Source organism: Mycoplasmopsis meleagridis (assembly GCF_900660695.1).
Classification (GTDB): Bacteria; Bacillota_I; Bacilli_A; order Mycoplasmatales; family Metamycoplasmataceae; genus Mycoplasmopsis; species Mycoplasmopsis meleagridis.
Genome location: NZ_LR215042.1, coordinates 85,798 through 106,407 on the forward strand (window position 1 = coordinate 85,798; position 20,610 = coordinate 106,407).

The window sequence follows — 20,610 nt, forward strand, 5'->3', positions numbered from 1 at the left end:
AAAAAAACAGCTTTATTTGCTGTTTTTTTATTAAACTAATTGATCAAAAATATCATCTCCTGTTTCTTCAACAATATCAACTTCAAAATTTCTTGCAATAATATTTCCTGAAGTTCCTAATCCTCTAACATCAGGAAGTACTTTTGGATCTTTAAATGATTTAGAGAAAATTGTTAAAGGTAATAATTCTCTTGTGTGGTTAAAACCAGGATAAAGTGGATCATTTCCATGATCGCTTGTCATTATTAATAAATCATCTTCTTGCATAACTTGGATTAACTTAGCTAATTTGGTATCTAAAGTAGCAATATTCGAAGCATAACCATTAACATCTCTTCTATGACCATAGTGAGAATCAAATTGTACTAAGTTTGTAAAAATTAAACCAGTTAAATCAGGATCTTGAGCTAATTTTATAGTTATATCCATGCCGTCTGCATCGCCTTGTGAAGGAAAATGTTGTGAAATTCCTTGACCAACAAAAATATCATTTATCTTACCTACACTAATTGTAGGAATACCTTTATCTTGCAAACTATTTAAAATAACTCTTGAAGGTTTATTTGCATAGTCATGTCTGTTAAAGGTTCTAACATATTTTCCATCTGGGCCTGTAATATAAGGTCTAACAATAATTCTTCCAACATTTCATTCTGGTCTTGATGAACATATTTCTCTAGCTAAATGACCATAACGATATAAATTTTCTAATCCAACTCATTCTTCATGAGCTGCGATTTGTAAAACCGAGTCATTTGAAGTATATATGATAATTGCTCCTGTGTTTTTTTGTTCTTCAGCTAACTCTTCAATAATAGCTGTACCTGAAGCTGCTTTATTACCTATAATTTTTCTACCATCAAAAGCTCTTTCTAATTCTGCAACTAATTCTTCAGGAAAACCATTTTCGGCAAATGTAGGAAAAGGAACTTCGGTTTTAATTCCCATCATTTCTCAGTGACCTGCTAAAGTATCTTTAGCGTTTGAAACTTCTTGCACTCTTGTTACATAAGCAAGAGGCTTTTTAACGTGATAATTACCTTCTAAAGTTGTTATGTTACCTATTCCTAATTTTTTTCAAGTATCAATGTAAAACATTGCAGATTTTGAAGCAGATAAAATCGTGTTTGCGCCTTTGTCCCCAAAAGCCTTTTGATCTTTATCAGGCCCTATTCCAAGGCCATCGGTTACAATCATAAATACTCTCTTAAATTTTGGCATAATTCTCCTTATTTCATTTCGTTTAAGTATCTTTCAACTTCTTCATTACAATCTTTAATGACAGCATCAATTTGAGAAAATGAATCAATCATTGAGCCTGATGCTCTTTCATGGCCTCCACCGCCTCATTTTATCGCTACATTTCTAACAATAGGGCCATTTGATCTATATTCTGTTCTAATTTTGCCATCTTCTTCTTCGATAAATTGTACTCATAAAGGATAATCTTTGATATTACCTATCAAATTGACTCTCACAACTTCATTAGGTTTTTTATTGAGTTTTCTGCTTGTTTCTAAATCAATATAAGTATAAGCAACTTTTCCAGAAGTTTTTAAGTTAGCTAAAAGAATAGATTGCAATTGCAAATCTTCAAAAGAAGTTAGTGCTAAACCCGAAAAAATTTTTTCAGCATCTAAACCATTTTTATAGAGAAAAGCTGCTAATTCATGAGTTCTTTCATTTACGTCTGAATATGAAAATCTTCCACTATCTGTTACTATACCTAAGAAAACGAAATTAGCTGCTTCTTGATTAAATTTTCATTTGTTTTGATAGGCTAATTCAGCGATCATTTCGGCAGCAGCAATTCTAGAAGACTCTATTCATCTAGTGCAATTACTTAAATCATCTTCGTTAGGATGATGATCGATTCTTAATGTTTCTTTAAATAATTCAGCATCTAAAATTTCTCTTTTTTCGATTCTTTCTTTGTAATTTGCATCAACAATAATACCTAGAGATTTTTTTAATTCTTCTTCATTAGGAACATTGTCAAAGTCGAAATTTAAAAAATTTTTAAAAGCTCCTTTACTATCTCCAACTGCATAAATTTTTTTGTTTGGATAATTAATTCTTAATAATTCACGAAGACCAAATTGACTACCTAAACAATCACCATCAGGTCTAATATGATGGAAAATTATTATTGAATCGTATTCTTCAATTTTTTTAGTAATTTCTTGAAATGAACCTATATGCATTATTTTTCTCACTCTTCAATTGCTTGATTTAATTTTTCTAAAACTTCAGGAATTTGGTCAAATGAATCTATTGTAATACCAGCAGCATTATCATGGCCACCACCACCGTACATATTTGCTACTAAATTAACTTTTGGGCCATTTGATCTTAATCTGCCTCTAACTTTGCCATCAGGAAGTTTAATAAAGAATGCTCAACATGAATTATTTTCAATATTTGCTAATTCATTAACAAATGAAGCCGCTTTTAAATTATCTAAATTATATTTTTGCATTACTTCGTCAGTAATTTTGTAATATAAAACTCTGCCAGATTTTTCAAAATTTTGAAGAATATCGCCGGTGAATTTCAAATCATTTAATGAACGACTATTTAACTCTTTGTAAATTCATTCTGGGTTTAATTTTCCTTCATCGTAAAGAAATGAAGCTAATTTGTGTGTTCTTGAAGAAGTATCTGAATACATAAATCTATTGCTATCTGTTACTATACCTAAGTAGATATGTTCTGCAGCTTTAGTATTTACTTTTCATTTTGCATCATAAGCAATATGAGCCACCATTTCAGCAGCAGCAACATAATGTTCATCAACAAAAAGAAAATCATATTTTATGTCGCTGTCATTAGGATGATGATCAATTCTCAAAGCAGCAGTTGTTTTTCTTTCTAATAATAGTTGTGCATCTTGAATTCTATCACTTGAAGAAGCGTCCACAACTATAGACAATGAATTTCTAAAATCAATAGTTTCGATAGGATCAAAATGATAATTCATAAAATCAAAAGTATGAACGTTATCGCCAGGAGTATAAACTTTTTTGTTTGGATAGTTAATTTTTATTAATTCAGCCAATCCAGCTTGACTACCTAAACAATCACCATCAGGTCTAATGTGATGAAATATAACTATATTATCATATTTTTCAATAGCATCTATAGCTACTTTTGTTGAACCTATTTTCATTAATTATCTCCTTATTAAAAAAACAATTCTTTTAATATTATAGTTCTATTAGATTAATTCGATATTAAAAACAAGCACAAAAGCTTTAATTAACTTGTGCTTGTTTTTCTTTATTTTTGCTTTTTAAACTATTTATTTTGATTCTAAATACTCATTTTCAAAAGAATGAAATTCCAGTTAATATTCCCATAAATAAAACAATAATCCCTATATTAATAACTACTTTTAAAAGAACACTATTTCCAGTATAAAATAGAGGTTCTTGGAAATTAAGGAATTTATACATTTCTAAATTTAATGGAGCATAAAAACTTTTATCCATAGTATTTAATGTTTGTTGTATAAAGTCTTGGTTTTTTGTTCCGATAAAAAAAGCAATAAGACAATAGAAATAAAAAAGAAATAATGGTATAAAAGAAACTCAAATGGTGTTTAAAGTTATTTCAATTCTTTTTCTATTTAATCCTAATAAAACAAGACCAATAACAGGATTTACTAAGTGAACTAATGCTGAAGCAAAGAATGATAGGCCTTGAAAACCATTACTTTTGAGACTTGAAGGAAAAATTAAAGTTCAAAAAACCATTAAGGTAATAGTTATATAAACTGAGGCAACAAAGGCCATTTTTTGCAATAAAGCTTTTTTTGGATAAAAAGCAAAAATAAGAAAAATTAGTCCTAAAAAAGTATTTGATAAATATGTAAAAGTGGAAGTTTCTGATCAAAATCTCCCTAAAAGTTTCGGCAATAGAACATCATTATTAATTAAAACATTTAATGTATTACTATCTATTTTATTTAAAGCTGCATAAATACTATTTGATGTATCTATCCAATTGATAATAATAGCAACAATGATAATTAATAATATTGTTAAGGCAAAAAATAAGGTTATTTTTCGAATAATATCTCATTGCTTAAAATTATTGAGTTTTTTAATCATTATTCCCCCTTTTTTATAGATGAATATGAAACTTTATCTCATGTAATTAATATGCCATTAGCATCTAAAAACATTAGATAATTTCGATATATAAACTCATCACTTATAATATCAGTTTTTTTTATGTAATTATCATAACTATGGTAGGAAAAATAGATTAGTTCTAATACTTTAGAACTAATAAAATTATTATCATTATGTTCAGTGCATTCATATCCACCACCTGTAAAATTAAAATATGCAATATTATTTTTTTTAAAGCAAACATGACATGAATAAAAATTAGGTTCTATACCAAAAGGTCTAAATAATTTAGTTACCAAATATGTTTTGGTGAAATGAAATTGGCTTGCACTTAAGGAATTGATGGATTTTAAAATTCTAATGTATTCTCGGTATATGAATTTAGTATTTAAATTTTCAAAAGCCAATAAAAAAAGAATTATTTTATTGATAAATTTGATTAATTCAACTTTTTTATAGTTTAATTGAGTTAACAGTGTAGCTCTTTTTAACTTACTAAGTCTATTACTCATTCTAGCTTTAAAATATTCTATTTCAACTAAACAACCCAATTGTAAATTAGCTCTATTCTTTGATTTAGTCTTATTTATTCCTCTAGCTAAAAGAGAAAATATTTTTCTATTATTCATAACTTTAATAATTGCATCATTAGAGTTTTCCCTGTAAGGGAAAATTTCCAATAATATCACTTTTTCTATTTTTTCAGCCATAATTACTTCCATTAATATAATATTAAATTAGATAATTAATGTATGATTTACTATTACTATTAACCAACATTATTGAACTTTAATGCGAGGTAAATATGAATGAGAAAAAATCTTTTGTTTTAGATTTGTTCATTGATGCAATAAAAACTTCTCCAGGAATAAAAGAAATTATAGGTCTTGAAGAAAACTATGACAAAGATAAAAAAGAAGACAAGCTCAACGTCGAATACATTAATAATGCTTGAGACCTTTCAGTTAGTTTAATAATTTTAAAAAACGCCAATTGTAAAGATATTTTAAATTCAATTAGTTCTCTTTTGAATTATCGTTTCAAACAAGAAAAACTGAAACTAGGCAAAATAAATATCTACATAGAAGGAATTAGTAATGATTAAATTTTTTGATGGTCAAATTTTCGCTAGCATTATTAAATCAGGAGCTAATAATTTAATCAATAGTAAAAATCGCATTGATGCTTTAAATGTTTTTCCAGTTCCTGATGGCGATACAGGAACTAATATGTCTTACACCGTGCAGGCAGCTATTGATAATATCAATAATTTGGCAGGCAATAATTTAGGAGAAATAAGTGCTAAAGTTGCAAAAAGTATGCTTTTTGGAGCAAGAGGTAATTCAGGAGTTATTTTAAGCCAGATTTTTAAAGGTTTTGCTTTAGGTTTTGAAAATTTAGTTAAAGTTGATGTTTTTGGTCTTTTAAAAGCCTTTAAAATGGCTTATGAAAAAGCTTATGCATCAGTTTTAAAAGCTGTTGAAGGCACTATTTTAACTGTTATTAGAGAAGTTTATGAAGGTTTAGAAAAAGAAGTTGATAAAGAAACTACTTTCGAAAAATTTTTTGAATTAGTTGTTAAATTAGCTCGCATTTCTTGTGATAATACTCCAAATAAATTAAAAGTTTTAAGAGAAGTAGGCGTCACTGACTCAGGGGGAGAAGGCCTTTATACTATTTTTGTAGGAATGGAAAAAGCTGTTAGGGGTGAAATTGTTGAATTAGGGCAAGAACAAGATAGTTTTGAATCATTTGTAAGTGATAGTGAAGTTTATGATGGTGAATTTGGCTACTGTACAGAATTCATTTTAGAACTCACTAATAAAAATGAATTTGAAATTAGAAATTTCGAAAAGGAATTAAAGAAAAAAGCTACTTCTTTGGTGGTTGTTAAAGATGATGACATTGTTAAAGTTCATGGACATACTTTAAAACCTGGTGAATTATTAAATTTAGCGCAAAAACATGGAGAATTTGCAAAGATTAAATCAGAAAACATGACTAAGCAAGCAAGCGAATCTAAAAATAAAAATTTACAAGCAAATTCTGAAAATAATGAATTAAATGAATGTGGAATTGTTTCTTGTAATTTAGGTTCAGGAATTATTGAAAGAATGAGAGAATTGGGAGCAGATGCTATCGTTGAAAGTGGGCAGAGTCAAAATCCTTCTGCTAGAGACTTAATTGATGCAATTAATCTAGTTAATGCAAAAAATGTCTTTATCTTGCCTAACAATTCAAATATCTTTTTAACAGCTACACAAGCTGCAACTGCTATTCAGGATAAAAAAGTTTTTGTTATTCCTACAAAAAGTCAAATTCAAGGGGTCAATGCAATTTTAAATTTCGACAAGGATAATAAAGCAAAAGAAAACGAAAAAATTATGAATAATGCAATTAAACTTGTTGTTAGTGCTGAAGTTACTAGAGCTGTAAGAAATACTAAATTACATGGAATCAAAATTAAAGAAGGGCAATTTATAGGAATTGCTAATTCTAAAATTTTAACTTCAGAAGATGATTTTTTAACTAGCGCTAGAAATTTGATTAAAAAGTTAATTACGAAAAACACTGAGTTAATAACTATTTATTATGGTAATGAAGTTAGCGAAAATGACGCTTTTGAATTAGAAACTTTCATTCAAAATCAATATGATGTAGAAGTAGAAATTGTAAATGGTAATCAACCTACTTATCATTTCTTGATAGGTTTCGAATAGGATTAATATGTATAAAATAGCTTTTGATTTAAACGGAAATGATAATGGTATAAAAGCAGGATTGATTGCGAGTAAAATTTTTATTAAAAATAATTCCAATTTTGAATTATTTTTAATAGGTAATGAAAAAGAAATTAGAACTTTTTTTAAGAATAACATTCCAGCAAACATAAAAATAATTGACAATGATTTAGTTGCTAGTGATAAAAAAAATATTAGACAATCTTTACATGAAAAAACTTCAATGAATTTAGCTTTTGATTTATTAGTTGAAAAAAAAGTAGATGCTATTTTATCATCAGGGGATTCAGGATTATATCTTTCTGCAGCAACATTAAAACTTAAAAGGTTAGAAGGCGTTTCTAGAGCAGCTTTTATGCCCATTATGCCCACAATTAAAGGAGAAAAATTTCTTTTATTAGATGTAGGAGCAAACATCGATACTAAAGCTCAATATATATATGAATGATCCTTGATTGCAAAAGAATTTGCAAAATACTTATTAAAAAAAGTTAATCCAAGAATTAGTTTAATAAATATTGGTACAGAAAGTTATAAAGGATTAGAAATAATCAAAGAAGCTAATTTGTTATTAAAAGAGAATAAAAATATCAATTATCGTGGCTTTATTGAAACAAGAGATATTTTACGTGCAACAACAGATGTGGCCTTAATTGATGGTTATGGAGGCAATTTAGTTTTAAAGAGTTTAGAAGGAGCAATTCTTTCATTTAAAGACTTACTTAAGAGTAAAATAAAGGCTAAATTTATTCGTAAAATAGGTTATTTACTTTTAAAAGGGGCATTTAAAGATGTGGCTGAAACTTTAGATTATAGAAATGTAGGTGCTGCTTGGGTAATTGGTGTTAATGGCGTTGTTATTAAATCTCATGGTTCTAGCGACGATAAAGCCTATTTAGGAGCTCTTAATCAAGTGAAAATTGCTTTGGAAAATGATATTTTAAATAAAGTTAAAAAGGAATTAAATATAAATGAGTAATTCTGGATTTGACTTATTTATGCAGCAATTTGATATAAAGATTAAATCATATTCTCTATATAGAGAGGCTTTAACTCATCCTTCTTATACTAAATTTTCTAGCAAAAAAAATGATGAGAAAAATTATCAAAATTTAGAATTTTTAGGAGATTCTTTATTACAATTTTTAGTTTCTACTTTTTTATTTGAAAAACAATTAGCTGATGATCAAGGTAAATTAACCTTGTTAAGATCAAAAATGGTTAATACTAAAAACTTAAATGAAATAAGTAATAGATTAAATTTAAAATTCTTTTTATTAACAGCTCCTGAAAAAATGGGAGAAGAAGTAAAAAGAAGCGAAAAAGTAGGGGCAGATATTTATGAATCTTTTGTTGCCGCTATATATTTAGATCAAGGTCTAGAAATTGCTTCTAAATTTGTATCTAAAACTTTATTTCCTACTGTAAAACATTTTTTAGAAAGCGATTTAAAAGATTTTAAAACTATTTTTCAGGAGAAAATACAAAGTTATTCGAAAAATAATGTTATTTATTCAACATATCACAACAATGGAATTTTCGAATCTAAAGTTATTCATGACAATCAAATTTATGGAATAGGGCAAGGAAAAAATAAGTTAGAAGCAGAAGAGAATGCTGCCAAAAACGCTTTAGAAAAATTAAAAATAAAAATAGGGTAAATCCCTATTTTTTTTAGTCTAAATGAACTAGATAGTTCATTGTTCTTACTAGTTGTGCTACATAAGAAGATTCATTATCATATCATGCAAATAATTTATATAATTTTTTGCCATTAGCTTCTTGAATTTTTGTTAATGTAGCATCAAAAATTGAACCATAATGTGAACCAATGATATCTGATGAAACTATTTCGTCTGTATTATAATCAAATGATTCATTGGATGCTTTTTTAAATGTTTCGTTCAATTCTTCAATTGAAGCAGGATCTTTTTTAAGTTCAACTGTCAAATCTACAAATGAACCAGTTATTGTAGGAACACGTAAAGCCGAACCATCTAAAACACCTTTAGCTTCAGGCACAACTAAACCAATAGCTTTTGCAGCACCAGTAGATGAAGGAACAATGTTAGAAGCAGCGGCTCTTGCTCTTCTTTTATCGCCCTTTCTATGAGGTCCGTCCTGAAGCATTTGATCTGCTGTATATGAGTGAACTGTTGTCATATAACCATTTTCAATTCCGTAGTTATCAACTAAAACTTTAACAACTGGAGCTAAACAGTTAGTTGTACATGAAGCAGCAGAAACAATAACGTCGTCTTTATTGATTGTTTCATGGTTAACGTTGTAAACAACTGTTTTAACATCTGAACCTGCTGGAGCAGAAACTAAAACTTTTTTAGCACCTGCCTTAATGTGTTTGTATGCTAAGTCTTTTTTAGTAAAAAAACCAGTACATTCAACAACTAAGTCAATTCCTAATTCTTTTCATGGTAATAATTCAGGATCTTTTTCACTATAAATTGCAATTTCTTTACCGTTTACTACGATTGAATTATCCTTAACTTCAACTTTTCCTTCGAAAGGTCTAAATGATGTATCATATCTTAACAAATGCGCAAGCATACTTGGATCTGTAAGATCATTAACTGCAACAACTTCAACATCTTTAATATTTGACTGTACTAATTGGCGTAAAAATAAACGTCCAATTCTTCCAAAACCATTAATAGCAATTTTTTTCATTTTTTCTCCTTGATAGAAATTGCGATATTTCCTAATAATTTTATTAAAAATAATCTTTATTATTACCAATTAATAAATAATTTTGTACTATGTTTTAAGCTAAAAACAATAAAAATATTTTTAATAAATTAACTTTTATTAGATATAATTATTTAGTAATTTGGAGGGGTAGCGAAGCGGCCAAACGCGGGTGGCTGTAACCCACTTCCTCACGGTTCGGGGGTTCGAATCCCTCCCCCTCCACCATAATTGCCCCATAGCCAAGCGGTAAGGCAACGGGTTTTGGTTCCGTCATGCGTTAGTTCGAATCTAACTGGGGCAGCCAAATGTGTTTAATCACAAGTTTTATAAGAAATAATAAAAGTTTCCGTCAGGAAACTTTTTACTTTTCTTTTGATAATAATTCATTAATTTTCTTTAATTCTAGAAGAATTAATTCTTCGTTTGTAGGTTTAACTTCTTCAACAACAACAGGTTTAGGTGGATTTTTAGCTTCTTTACGTTTCTTAACTGATTCCAAGATTATATAAGTTAATCATAAACCTATAAAAATTATTATAGACACAATTATGAATGAAATTAATGCAGCTAAAAATTTACCGATCAATACAGGTCCAGCAGTTAGTTGTTCTACGCTAGTTAAATTAAATAATGAGCTAACAGCCGACATAATTACGTCATTTGCTAACGAACTAACTACTGCACTAAAAGTTGTACCTAAAAGTAAACCAATTGCAAGCATGAACATGTTTCCACGTTTAACAACACTTCATGCATTTTTTCCTGCTTTTTTTAACATACAGTTAGAAATTATAATAGAAAAAATAAAAACGAAAACATGCGTTTTCGTTAAAAAAGGTGTGTTATTAACAAATGGTAGAGAGTAAGGGGCTCGAACCCATGACCCTCGCCTTGTAAGGGCGATGCTCTCCCAACTGAGCTAACTCTCCAAAAAAATGGCAGTCTGTACGGGGATCGAACCCGTGAATGCATGGATGAAAACCATGTGTGTTAACCGCTTCACCAACAGACCAAATGGCGCCGATTACAAGGATCGAACTTGTGACCAACTGGTTAACAGCCAGCTGCTCTACCGCTGAGCTAAATCGGCTTTTAAAATTAAAGCGAATTAATTATAACTTAAAAATAGGGCATATCTAAAAATTTTTTATTTTTTTAGAAAAAGAATTAATAAAAAAGTAGCAAGCTACTTTATGGTGATTAATTAAATCAAATGGAGGAAACGAGGGGAATCGAACCCCCATAGTCAGCATGGCAAGCTGATATTTTGCCATTAAATTACGTTTCCATTTCATAAATATGTTAGCATATTCTTGGAAAATAACTAACATTTAATATTTTTAGTTTATTTTAATACTATGTTTTAATTCATTAACTATTTGGGTTAAACTTGCAATTTGTCTTTTCAAATTTTCAACTTCATCAATTTTTCTACTTATGTCATTGTTTTCTTCACTTAAAAATTCAATAATAGAAATGTTAGATGAGCTATTAGGATCAATATAAGTATTATTTGTGGTATTTAAATTTTTGTGTCCAAATCATCCAGCTATTTCAGGAGCTCTTAAGCCCCTTTTAACTAAATTAGTTGCACAAGTATGACGTAAAACATGCACATTTATTTCTTGTTTAAATTCTGGGTAATATTTTCTAACTCATCTGCGGAATTTTGTAAAATATAAATAGATTGCATAGCTATCGGTTGAAAGAATTAATTCTTTAAATTGTTGGGCTTCGCTTCACAAATTTCCGTATTCGGAAGTTTTTGGCAAGAAGATTAAACGGGAGTTATTATTTTTACGTGTTCTAACCTCAACAATATTTTTGTTTTCGTTAGTTTCTTTAAGCAACTCATTTCAATTTATACAATCTCATTCACTGCGACGCAATCCGTTAAGTAAATAAAACTTGAATAAAAAACTCATAAACTTATCTTTGTATACATCCAAAAATTTAAAAATTTGGCTCAATTCTTCACTACTATAAGCTTTACGTGTTTTGATTTGGCCTTTTATGGCACCTATTTCATTTTCAAAATCTGCCTTGTTTAAATTATCAATATTTTGTTTAAACCATGTAAAATATCTTTTATATACAGTTTGTGTATACATTAAGGTGTTATGTTTTCTGCCTTGGGCTTTTAGATTTTGAAATGCAGCTTTCATGACAGTCACCAATTCATTAAGATTTTCAAAAGGTCTGTCAATGTTTCTTAACACTCCACAATAATCTTTTAAAGTTGAAGCTTGTAATCTTTCGATTGAAACAAGTTTTTGCATTTCTTTTTGGAATTGTTCAAGATAAACGTTTTTAAACATATAAATCTCCTATTATTTTTATTTTTTAAAAACATTTTATTTATTTAATGTATAATGATTATGGCTGTTATCAAGAAAAACAAATTTATTTTGTTTTGTCGTCTTTGCATAATGATAACAGTCTTTTATTTTTAAAAAATAACACATAAACAAAAAAATGTTTGCTCAAAGACAAACATAAACAAAAAAATCAGAATTGTATTGTTTCTTTTTCGTCTTTGCATAATGATTATAACAAAAAAATATATTCATTATAAAAAAAATAAAAACTTTTTATCAAAATAGATTTTAAAACTCATTGTACTGTTTCCAAATCTTGTCATTTCTTGTTTAAGGAAAAAAATATTTAAAAACAACTGCAAAATAATATATAAAAAAGCACTTTTTGTTGAGAGGTGCTTTTTTATTTATTCTTTTATTTCTTTATTTTCTTTGTTTTCTTGTTCTTCTTTTTTCTTTTTGTTATCTAAAGCATTAATTATTTCATTTGTATAATTAGCTATTTTGTTATGTGAGCTTTGTGAAAATTCTAAGTCTTTAATTTTTTCATTTTGCATTTCATACCTATGATTTAACTCATCATATAAACCTTTATATCTTAAGGCTTCTTTTTTAGCTTCATTAATTGTTTTAATTTCGCTAAAGTCATTAAAAATAGATCCCTGGATTTTTTTCGAGGGGGCCCATTTCCTCCTTGTCAAATTCTTAAAAAAACTAAAACTTCAAAAGTAAAAATGTTTAATTATATATAATTGTTTAATATGTTTAGCGTTTTAACCAAAACTTTCAAAAATATTTTTTCGTTAAGCAATTGAAAAAGAATAGCAATAATATTGATAACGTTAATAGCTTCAATTTGTGCTATTGTTTTTGGTTCATTTTTTTATCTTTCTAAAAATGTTAATAAATCAGTTGATTATACCGGCGGAATAAAGTATTTAGTTGAAATTGATAACAAAGAGAAACTTAATGATGATAAATTTACTAAAAAAGTAGCTAACATAATTAATGATCGTCTAACTGGCGGCTCTGAATATGAAGGTATAGTTGTTATTCCACAAGAACAAGGCAAAATTCTAATTGAACAAAAAGGCAATTTGAGCGATAATGAACGTTATGCTTTTCAAAATTTAATTACTCAAAAACCCAATTTGATTTTAACTGATACTGATATGATTCCTTTATTTGTAGATGGTAAATTCAACAAAGATAAAGAAGAAATAAATTACAATGATTTAGCCCGTTATTATTCACCCTTAAAACCTAATAGCGCTTCTGTACAATACGGTTATAACAATAGTTATTCTATCAAAGTAGATTTGTTAGATAAAAACGCTGAAAATGAATGAACTAATGCAACTGCTTATATTTCCAATACAACTTCAAAAACGCTTTTAATGTGACTAAATATTGATAAATTAGTTTATATAGCACAAAATGATTATTCTAAAGAATGAGAAAATTCAAAAAAGAATCCATATAACTTTATTCACGTTAATGAAAGTGTCGAAGATGAAAAAACAAAGCAACCAAATGCTTTAAAAGAAAATCAAATTAATGTTAATAATTTTTTAATTAGTACTTCAACTATTTATCAACCAGCAAATGGTGAATCATTTTATATAAGAAATGATAATTTGAATAATCAAAGTGCTAAAAAACTAGCAGCTAACATTAATTTCAGTATTTCTCCTTATTCACTAAATATGCTTTCGGAGCAAATTGAAAAGCCTAATTTGGTTAATGGAATATTAGAAAAAGCTTTAATTGCAGGAATAGTAATATTTATTATTGTTGCTATTTTTATGCTTGTTAATTATGGTTTATTAGGTGCTTTAAACACTATTTCGTCGGCACTTTATATATTTTTAACCCTACTAATGTTTACTATTCTAAGAGGTGAATATTCACCTGTTACTATTGTTGCTTTAATTATTGGTTTTGCTATTAGTTTAGATGCTTCAATTACTAATTTTGAAAGATTAAAAGGTGAAATTTACCACGGCGATAAGCTTAAAAAAGCTATAAAAAGAACATATTCTCTTTCTTCTTTTTCTATCTTAGACGCTAATATTAGCGCACTAATAATAGCTTTTATTTTGTTTTATTTTGGAACTAATTCTGTTAGAGGCTTAAGTTTATTATTAGTATTTTCTTTCATTTTTACTCTACTAATAATGCTTATTTTAAATAGAATTTTAAGTACTTTACTTGTATCAACTGGATGATTTAATAAACGTCTTTGACTTTTAGGCATTAACTATAAAAAGGTTAAAAAACTTAATGGAAAAATTTTTTATAAAAGATTTGATTATTATAGAAATAGCAAATGATTTAATTTAGCTATTTTATTAATCATTATTATTGGTTTAATTGTTTATTCATCTATAGCAGCACATAATAATAATGCTCAATTAGGATTAAATTTATCTTTGGATTTTAAAGGTGGTAAAACTATTTATTTAGAAGGATTTAATACATCTCCACTTAATCTTAATGAAGCTAATAGCTTAAGAGATTTAATTATTCAAAATCAAGATAATTTAAATATTAAAGACGCTTCGTCCTATGTTAAGGTTTTACCTATAAATATGGATAATTCGCTCTTTAAAGTAGCTATTAATTATCCTTATGAAATAGATGTAAATACTTTAGAAACTTTTGTTAAAAGTCATGCTCAATATGCAAATATTAATTTTATTAGTTTTGATTTTTCTAATAGTGAAAACAAGCAATTAGTAATTAATTCTTTAATTGCTTTTGGAGTTTCTTTATTGGGCTTATTCATTTATTCATTGATAAGATTCAAATGAACATACGCAATAGCAATGATAATTAGTTTAGTAAGTGATATTTTAGTTATATTAGCTTTCTTAGCTATAACAAGAGTTGAAATATCACCTATAATAATTGCTGGTATTTTAGGTGTTTTTGTTTTCTCAGTAAATAATATGATTTCTATTTTTAGCAAAATAAGAGAAAATACTAATTCTTTCTTTTATCATGATGTTTTAAGCAAAAAACAAGTTAAATATGCAATCAATAACGCAATTATTCATAATTTAAAAAGAACTTTATATCTATTTTTAGTTTTAACATTAGCAGCAATAATTTTGTTTGTTTTTAATGATGCAACAAATTGAAGATTAAATTTAATTTTACTAATTGGTACACTAGTTTCTTCGAATAGTTCTATATTTGTATCTACTTATATTTTAGGCAAATTAGAAACAAAAAGACAATTAGGCATTAAAAAACGTCAAGAGAAAAAATATTGAGAATTCAATAATAAAGAAGAGCAAACTTTTGTTGGAATTAACGATTTTATTGCTTAATAAATAAAAATATGTGATATCACATATTTTTTTAAAAGGATTAATTATGCCAATGAGAATTTTTGAACTAGAAAACAATGAATATTTTAATAAACCAATATTTGTTTTTGGTTCTTTTGAAACTTTCCATTTAGGACATAATCAGCTATTTTTAGCTGCAAAAGAAATAAAAAAGCAAAATTATGAAAGAGATATTGTTTTAGTTTATTTTGCAGATGTTGAAAATTTACCTAAAAATATGAATAAAGGCATTTTTACAAATTTAAATTATCGAATTCAAAAAATGGCAAATTTAGGATTTTTAAATGCAATTGAATTAAATTTTAAAAATATTTATAACTTAGAAGCAGAAGATTTTATTAAAAAATTAACATATAAATATGATGAATTTACTCTTGTAGTAGGAGAAGATTTTAAATTTGGTTATAAAGGAAAAGGAAATACTACTTTTTTGAAAGAAAATTTTCCTAATAATACTTTTATTGTTAAAGAATTAAAGTTAGAAAACGGTAATAAAATTTCTACATCTTTTATTAAAGAATGCTTATTAAGCGGAGAAATTGATTTAGTCAACACATTAAACATGTATAAATATGGTTTTGATGTTAGTTTAAATGAAAAGGATGATCTAATACATATTTCTAAAGTTGATAATAAATTAGTTAGTTTAAAAAAAGGAATATATATAGCTTTTTTGGAATTAAATGATTATGTTTATTATGTTGTTTACTTAAATGGAGATAATAAACAAATTATTAAATCTTTAGACTATGATTTACATTTAGTTGATAATTTTTTAGGAAAAATTGAAATTCTGGAAAAAATAAGAATTCTAGTTACTAATGAAAAAGAAGAAATTGATGAAAATGATCTTTTTTTAGCAAAAAATTATTTCATTAAATTAAATAAGAATTCTTAAATTGTGTTATATTATTTAAGCATTCCGAGTGCATTTTATACTTGGTTATGATTATTTTAATTGCAACTAGGTTTAAAACATAATTAAGGAGATAATTATGATTAGTAAATTACAAAAAGCGGAATTAGTAACAAAATATGGTAAAAATTCTAAAGATACAGGAAACGCTTTTGTGCAAATAGCTATTTTAACTGCTGAAATTGAAGATTTAAAAAAACATTTTGCCCAAAATCCTAAAGACAATCATTCTAAAAGAGGATTTGTTGCTAAAATTAACCAACGTCGTGTTTTATTACAACATTTAAAGAAAACAGATTTTGTTACATATCAAAAAGCATTAGCAGAATTAAATCTTAGAAAATAAAAAAGAAGTTTCCACTTCTTTTTTATTATTGATCGACTAAAATTACATTTCGTGTGGAGTTGATATTTCTAATAATTTTAGGCCATTTTCTAAAGTAATATTAACAGCTTTAACAAGAGCTAATAAACTAATTTCATTTTCGCTCCCTATTATTTTTTCACTATTAGAATATCATGAATTGAATTCTTTAGCTAATTTAATTAAATATTGTGTTAGTAAGTTAGTTAAATATTTTTCAGCAGATTTTTCTACTATTTCAGGAAATTCTAAAATGGTTGAAATTAATTTATTATCTCTTTCATTTTCAAATTTGTAAGCTTTTAAATTATCTAAATCTTTGTTTGCTTTATTTAAAAGCGAATAAGATCTTGCGTTAGCGTATTGTACTAAAACTGCTGGATTATCGTTAGTTTTGCTTGTGGCTATATTTATGTCAAAATCAAGCTTTGAATTATATGTTCTATCAAGAAGAATAAATCTAGCACTATCTTTACCGACTAAATCTATAAATTCTCTTAGTCAAAACGATGTTCCTTTACGTTTAGACATTTTAAATTCTTGTCCATTTTTCATTAATCTAACTAATTGCATACAAAGAACTATTAAATTATCGCCTTTGTAACCTAAATCATACATGGCGTTTTGCATTCTTTTGATATAACCTGAATGGTCAGCACCTCATACATCAAGAGAAATACCGTTTTTTCTTATTTTTTTAAATTTAATATCATGATAAGCAATATCTGGAGCAAAATATGTAAATTCACCATTACTTTTGATTAAAACACGATCTTTATCATCACCAAATTTTGTTGTTTCTAATCAAAAAGCACCATCTTTTTTATATGTACTTTTTAATCTATTTAAAGCTTCCATAATAACTTCATTATTATTTTGATAAAGCGATTTTTCGCTGAAATAACAATCCATTCATACGCCAAAATTTTTAAGATCTATTTTAACTTGCTCCATGAATAAAGCAGTGGCTTCATTTTTTCATTGCTCTAAAATTTCGCCTTCTAACTTAACATCTTTGAATTTGTCGCTATATTTGTTTTTGAATTCTTTAGCTGCCCAAATAATATCCTCGCCTTTATATGATTCTTCAGGGAGAGGGTATAAAGGATCAAAAAGTTGTTGATATCTAGCAAAAACGCTTTCTGCAAGCATATTAATTTGATTGCCTGCATCATTAATGTAATATTCTCTTATAACATCTCAACCAGAAAATTCAACAATATTAGCTAACGTGGAACCAATAGCAGCATTTCTTGCGTGACCTAAATGTAAAAAGCCTGTTGGATTAGCTGAAACAAATTCAATAATGATTGATCCTTCTCTGTTGCCCCTTCCATAATTTTTACCTTGTTCAAGAACTTGATTAATTCCATCAACTAAAATGTTATTTTTTAGAAAAAAATTAATAAATCCCCGATTTGCAATTTCAATTTTTTCAATTTTTAAAATACTAAATTTAGAAGTTAGTTTTTCAACAATTTTATTAGCTAATTCAATAGGATTTTGCCCTTTATTACCCATTGCCATATTGGTGGATAAATCAGCTTTTACTTTAGGTTCAATTAAAAAAATTTCTTTTTGAATGTCCAATTCTTTAGCAATTAATTTTAACTCTTCTAAAATTTTGTTTTTTATAGTAAGCATGCTCATAGTATTTAAATTATACTTTGTTAGAAACTTATTAAAAGCTTTAATTAGGGTAAAGTAATGTATAATTTAAACAGAAATTTCTTAGGAGATATTATGAAAACATTTAGTGCTAAAATCATTGATCCAATTGGTCTTCATGCGCGTCCAACAAGTGTTATTGCTTCAGAAGCTTCTAAATTTAAAAGTGACATCGTCATTGTTTTAGATAAAACTGGCAAAGTTGGTAATTTAAAATCGGTTATGATGGTATTATCAATGAACATTAGAAAAAATGATTTAATCACTATCAAGGCAAACGGGGAAGACGAAGAAGAAGCAATTAATGATCTTTTAAAGGCTTTAAAAGCTAATAATCTTATAGCTTAATTTGCCTTTGTAGAAGGGCAAAATGAAATTTGCTATTTATTTGTTTAAAAAAGTATTTTTATCATTAGGCACATTAGTAGTAGTTTCTATGTTTGCCTATCTTTTTTTGTTTTCTTTAATAGAAAAAGAAAAATCTTTGAGTCAAAGTTTTATTTCTTTTTTTAAAAATATTTTTAATGGTTTTGGTTTAATAAGAAATTCAAGTTTAAGAATCGAATACAATAGTAATTTAAACTTGTTTTTAAATCATTTACAATATACTTTTATTTTTATTCTCTTTTCTCTACTAATAGCGAGTTTTTTAGGTCTTTTTTTAGGCATATTATTCGGATTAAATAGCAATAAAAAATCTTCGATAATATTTTCTTTTCTTATTTTTATAATTACTTCTTTACCAATTTTTATTCTCGCTCCTATTTTTATACTAATAGCTCAGAATAATGATTTGCCTATTATATTTTTAAAACCCAATGAATATGGTTTATTTTGATCTTTTTTATCTTTAATTTTTCCTGTAGTTTTACTATCATTAGTGCCTCTAACTTATATTTTTATTTCTACTAAAAATCTTATTATGCAATCTTTTTTAGAAGAATACGTTATTCAGATGAAAGCACTTGGATTAAGTAATTGATTAATTTTAAAGAACGCTTTGATTAGAAATATTTTTGCTAACTATTTTGCTAATTTACTTAATGTAGTTTTAATTACTTTGGGAATAAGTTTTATTTTAGAAAGAATTTTTGATATTCCAGGCGAATCTTTGTTTTTGATTAATATGTTTGATTTAAAAGAAGTAGAAGCAATAATTACTTTCATAATTCTAAATATTAGTTTTTTACTATCTCTTAACATAATTAGCCAATTGCTTTATATTTATTTAGCTAATTTGATTAAAGAAACAAACATTGATGAATACACTAGCTCAATTAGAATTAGAAAAATAGTAAGGAAAAAATATGAAACATTTAGAAGATAATAAAGATTTATTCATATTTAAAAAAGCTGAGAATAATTTTAACGTTTCTACTAAAAGCTATAGTTCGTCTAAATATTTAAAAAGATTTTTTAACAAAAAAATTAATATTACATTTTTTATTATTTTCATTTTGTTTTTATTATTTATTTTTCTAAGTATGATTTTTTATCCTTATTCACCGAATAAAGCAGTAGGAAATTCAAATTTATTCTCTAATTTACCTAATTATTTTTTTCCTTATAAAACAGAGCGTTTTAATCTAAATGATTATACTTATAACCTTATAAAAGAGGCAAATAAGGTAAATTCATCAGTTATATCAAAAGAAATTTTTATTTCAGATCAAGTTAGTCTTACCTATAATTCTTATTTGCTTTTAGAAGTAGTAAAAAAACATAATTATGTATTATTTTTTGGAACAAATAATTTAGCAATTAGTAGATTTAGCAATTTTGTATTTTCATTTGGATATTCATTTTTAACTTTATTTTTAATAACCTTTATTCAAATTTTTATTGGTATATTTTTAGGTTTGATAATTGGATATTTTAATAATAAAAAAATACCTCAAATTTCTTATTTAATTTTTAATAGTTTAAGTGTAATTCCTTTTGTTATTTTAATTATTCTTACTTTTAAAATAACTTCTTTTTCACTATGAAAAATGTTTGTGTTCTTTAGTATTTTCGGTTTTATAAATAGTTTTTATTTAACTTATAATAAAACAATTGAAATTAAAGAAAACGAATATTTAAATGCCTATAAAATAGGCGGAAGTAATAATATAAGAATTATTTTTAAATATATTTTTCCACAAGTTTTTTTCTATCAATTAAGTTTATTTGGGGAAAATTTAATAATGAATATAATTGCTTTATGTTCTCTTGCCTTTTTTGATGTTGAAGGTTTTGATAATTATTTAAATATAGGAAATTTATTTAAACAACTTATAGTAGATTTTGATAATTTATCGTATGTAATATTTGTTATAGTTTTTACTACTTCATTTATTTGCATTTTGAAAGTTTTAGCAATTAATCTATATTTAGCATATGATGTAAAAAATAAATAGGAGGAT

Annotated in this window: 20 protein-coding genes and 6 tRNA genes; 12 read left to right on the forward strand and 14 right to left on the reverse strand. The window is 26.4% G+C overall.

Annotation, left to right across the window (positions count from 1 at the left end):
* Window positions 1–30: 30 nt before the first annotated feature.
* The 5 genes from EXC33_RS00405 to recO all read right to left on the reverse strand — a co-directional run bounded on the left by EXC33_RS00405 (window position 31) and on the right by recO (window position 4,846).
* The gene (locus tag EXC33_RS00405) at window positions 31–1,221 is read right to left on the reverse strand and encodes a phosphopentomutase (RefSeq protein WP_046097109.1); all 1,191 of its coding nucleotides are present in this window, start codon (window positions 1,219–1,221) and stop codon (window positions 31–33) included.
* Between the two features lie 8 nt (window positions 1,222–1,229).
* Complete coding sequence (locus EXC33_RS00410) at window positions 1,230–2,204, reverse strand: DHH family phosphoesterase (RefSeq protein ID WP_046097110.1); 975 nt, start codon at window positions 2,202–2,204, stop codon at window positions 1,230–1,232.
* Window positions 2,204–3,169, reverse strand: coding sequence for a DHH family phosphoesterase (locus tag EXC33_RS00415; RefSeq protein WP_046097111.1), 966 nt, complete (start codon window positions 3,167–3,169; stop codon window positions 2,204–2,206). Before EXC33_RS00415 ends, EXC33_RS00410 begins: the two co-directional genes overlap by 1 nt.
* 85 nt (window positions 3,170–3,254) lie before the next feature.
* Complete coding sequence (locus tag EXC33_RS00420) at window positions 3,255–4,112, reverse strand: MAGa3780 family membrane protein (RefSeq protein ID WP_046097112.1); 858 nt, start codon at window positions 4,110–4,112, stop codon at window positions 3,255–3,257.
* Complete coding sequence (recO, locus tag EXC33_RS00425) at window positions 4,112–4,846, reverse strand: DNA repair protein RecO (RefSeq protein ID WP_046097113.1); 735 nt, start codon at window positions 4,844–4,846, stop codon at window positions 4,112–4,114. The genes EXC33_RS00420 and recO overlap by 1 nt, the downstream gene beginning before the upstream one ends.
* Before the next feature lie 95 nt (window positions 4,847–4,941).
* On the opposite strand from recO, the gene EXC33_RS00430 reads away from it, so the two are divergent.
* Genes EXC33_RS00430 through rnc form a run of 4 tightly spaced genes read left to right on the forward strand, consistent with a single transcriptional unit; the run spans window position 4,942 to window position 8,538 of the window.
* Complete coding sequence (locus tag EXC33_RS00430) at window positions 4,942–5,241, forward strand: hypothetical protein (protein WP_046097114.1); 300 nt, start codon at window positions 4,942–4,944, stop codon at window positions 5,239–5,241.
* Window positions 5,234–6,856, forward strand: a complete 1,623-nt coding sequence (locus tag EXC33_RS00435) for a DAK2 domain-containing protein (protein ID WP_046097115.1) — start codon at window positions 5,234–5,236, stop codon at window positions 6,854–6,856. Before EXC33_RS00430 ends, EXC33_RS00435 begins: the two co-directional genes overlap by 8 nt.
* Window positions 6,857–6,863: 7 nt before the next feature.
* Window positions 6,864–7,856, forward strand: coding sequence for a phosphate acyltransferase PlsX (gene plsX / locus EXC33_RS00440; protein ID WP_046097116.1), 993 nt, complete (start codon window positions 6,864–6,866; stop codon window positions 7,854–7,856).
* The gene (gene rnc / locus EXC33_RS00445) at window positions 7,849–8,538 is read left to right on the forward strand and encodes a ribonuclease III (protein ID WP_046097117.1); all 690 of its coding nucleotides are present in this window, start codon (window positions 7,849–7,851) and stop codon (window positions 8,536–8,538) included. Before plsX ends, rnc begins: the two co-directional genes overlap by 8 nt.
* Window positions 8,539–8,551: 13 nt before the next feature.
* On the opposite strand, the gene gap is transcribed toward rnc, so the two are convergent.
* On the reverse strand, window positions 8,552–9,562 hold the full coding sequence (gene gap / locus EXC33_RS00450; protein WP_046097118.1) for a type I glyceraldehyde-3-phosphate dehydrogenase: 1,011 nt from the start codon (window positions 9,560–9,562) through the stop codon (window positions 8,552–8,554).
* Between the two features lie 162 nt (window positions 9,563–9,724).
* On the opposite strand from gap, the gene EXC33_RS00455 reads away from it, so the two are divergent.
* Window positions 9,725–9,808 (forward strand) — tRNA-Tyr (locus EXC33_RS00455).
* Between the two features lie 4 nt (window positions 9,809–9,812).
* Window positions 9,813–9,887: transfer RNA gene (locus tag EXC33_RS00460), tRNA-Gln, on the forward strand.
* Window positions 9,888–9,944: 57 nt separating this feature from the next.
* Here EXC33_RS00460 and EXC33_RS00465 read toward each other — a convergent pair.
* From EXC33_RS00465 to EXC33_RS00495, 7 genes are all read right to left on the reverse strand, one after another.
* Complete coding sequence (locus EXC33_RS00465; RefSeq protein WP_046097151.1) at window positions 9,945–10,361, reverse strand: MscL family protein; 417 nt, start codon at window positions 10,359–10,361, stop codon at window positions 9,945–9,947.
* Window positions 10,362–10,436: 75 nt separating this feature from the next.
* Window positions 10,437–10,512: transfer RNA gene (locus EXC33_RS00470), tRNA-Val, on the reverse strand.
* 7 nt (window positions 10,513–10,519) lie between these two features.
* A tRNA-Glu gene (locus EXC33_RS00475) sits at window positions 10,520–10,595 on the reverse strand.
* 3 nt (window positions 10,596–10,598) lie between these two features.
* Window positions 10,599–10,673 (reverse strand) — tRNA-Asn (locus EXC33_RS00480).
* Window positions 10,674–10,797: 124 nt separating this feature from the next.
* A tRNA-Gly gene (locus tag EXC33_RS00485) sits at window positions 10,798–10,871 on the reverse strand.
* 52 nt (window positions 10,872–10,923) lie between these two features.
* Window positions 10,924–11,901 carry a tyrosine-type recombinase/integrase gene (locus EXC33_RS00490; protein WP_046097119.1) on the reverse strand — a complete coding sequence of 326 codons (978 nt, stop codon included), beginning with the start codon at window positions 11,899–11,901 and terminating at the stop codon, window positions 10,924–10,926.
* 407 nt (window positions 11,902–12,308) lie between these two features.
* Complete coding sequence (locus EXC33_RS00495) at window positions 12,309–12,602, reverse strand: hypothetical protein (protein WP_063725444.1); 294 nt, start codon at window positions 12,600–12,602, stop codon at window positions 12,309–12,311.
* A gap of 60 nt (window positions 12,603–12,662) precedes the next feature.
* Here EXC33_RS00495 and secDF point away from each other — a divergent pair, with 60 nt between their 5' ends.
* The 3 genes from secDF to rpsO all read left to right on the forward strand — a co-directional run bounded on the left by secDF (window position 12,663) and on the right by rpsO (window position 16,519).
* Window positions 12,663–15,236, forward strand: coding sequence for a protein translocase subunit SecDF (gene secDF, locus EXC33_RS00500; RefSeq protein WP_046097120.1), 2,574 nt, complete (start codon window positions 12,663–12,665; stop codon window positions 15,234–15,236).
* Window positions 15,237–15,282: 46 nt separating this feature from the next.
* Window positions 15,283–16,155 (forward strand): FAD synthase, encoded by an 873-nt coding sequence (locus EXC33_RS00505; RefSeq protein ID WP_046097121.1) that lies wholly within the window; start codon window positions 15,283–15,285, stop codon window positions 16,153–16,155.
* 97 nt (window positions 16,156–16,252) lie between these two features.
* The gene (gene rpsO, locus EXC33_RS00510) at window positions 16,253–16,519 is read left to right on the forward strand and encodes a 30S ribosomal protein S15 (RefSeq protein ID WP_046097122.1); all 267 of its coding nucleotides are present in this window, start codon (window positions 16,253–16,255) and stop codon (window positions 16,517–16,519) included.
* A 42-nt stretch (window positions 16,520–16,561) separates the two neighbouring features.
* On the opposite strand, the gene argS is transcribed toward rpsO, so the two are convergent.
* Window positions 16,562–18,187, reverse strand: coding sequence for an arginine--tRNA ligase (gene argS, locus EXC33_RS00515; RefSeq protein ID WP_046097123.1), 1,626 nt, complete (start codon window positions 18,185–18,187; stop codon window positions 16,562–16,564).
* 93 nt (window positions 18,188–18,280) lie between these two features.
* On the opposite strand from argS, the gene EXC33_RS00520 reads away from it, so the two are divergent.
* Genes EXC33_RS00520 through EXC33_RS00530 form a run of 3 tightly spaced genes read left to right on the forward strand, consistent with a single transcriptional unit; the run spans window position 18,281 to window position 20,604 of the window.
* Window positions 18,281–18,553, forward strand: a complete 273-nt coding sequence (locus EXC33_RS00520) for an HPr family phosphocarrier protein (RefSeq protein ID WP_046097124.1) — start codon at window positions 18,281–18,283, stop codon at window positions 18,551–18,553.
* Window positions 18,554–18,575: 22 nt separating this feature from the next.
* Window positions 18,576–19,532 (forward strand): ABC transporter permease subunit, encoded by a 957-nt coding sequence (locus EXC33_RS00525; RefSeq protein ID WP_046097125.1) that lies wholly within the window; start codon window positions 18,576–18,578, stop codon window positions 19,530–19,532.
* Complete coding sequence (locus tag EXC33_RS00530) at window positions 19,513–20,604, forward strand: ABC transporter permease subunit (protein WP_052717040.1); 1,092 nt, start codon at window positions 19,513–19,515, stop codon at window positions 20,602–20,604. Before EXC33_RS00525 ends, EXC33_RS00530 begins: the two co-directional genes overlap by 20 nt.
* Window positions 20,605–20,610: the final 6 nt, after the last annotated feature.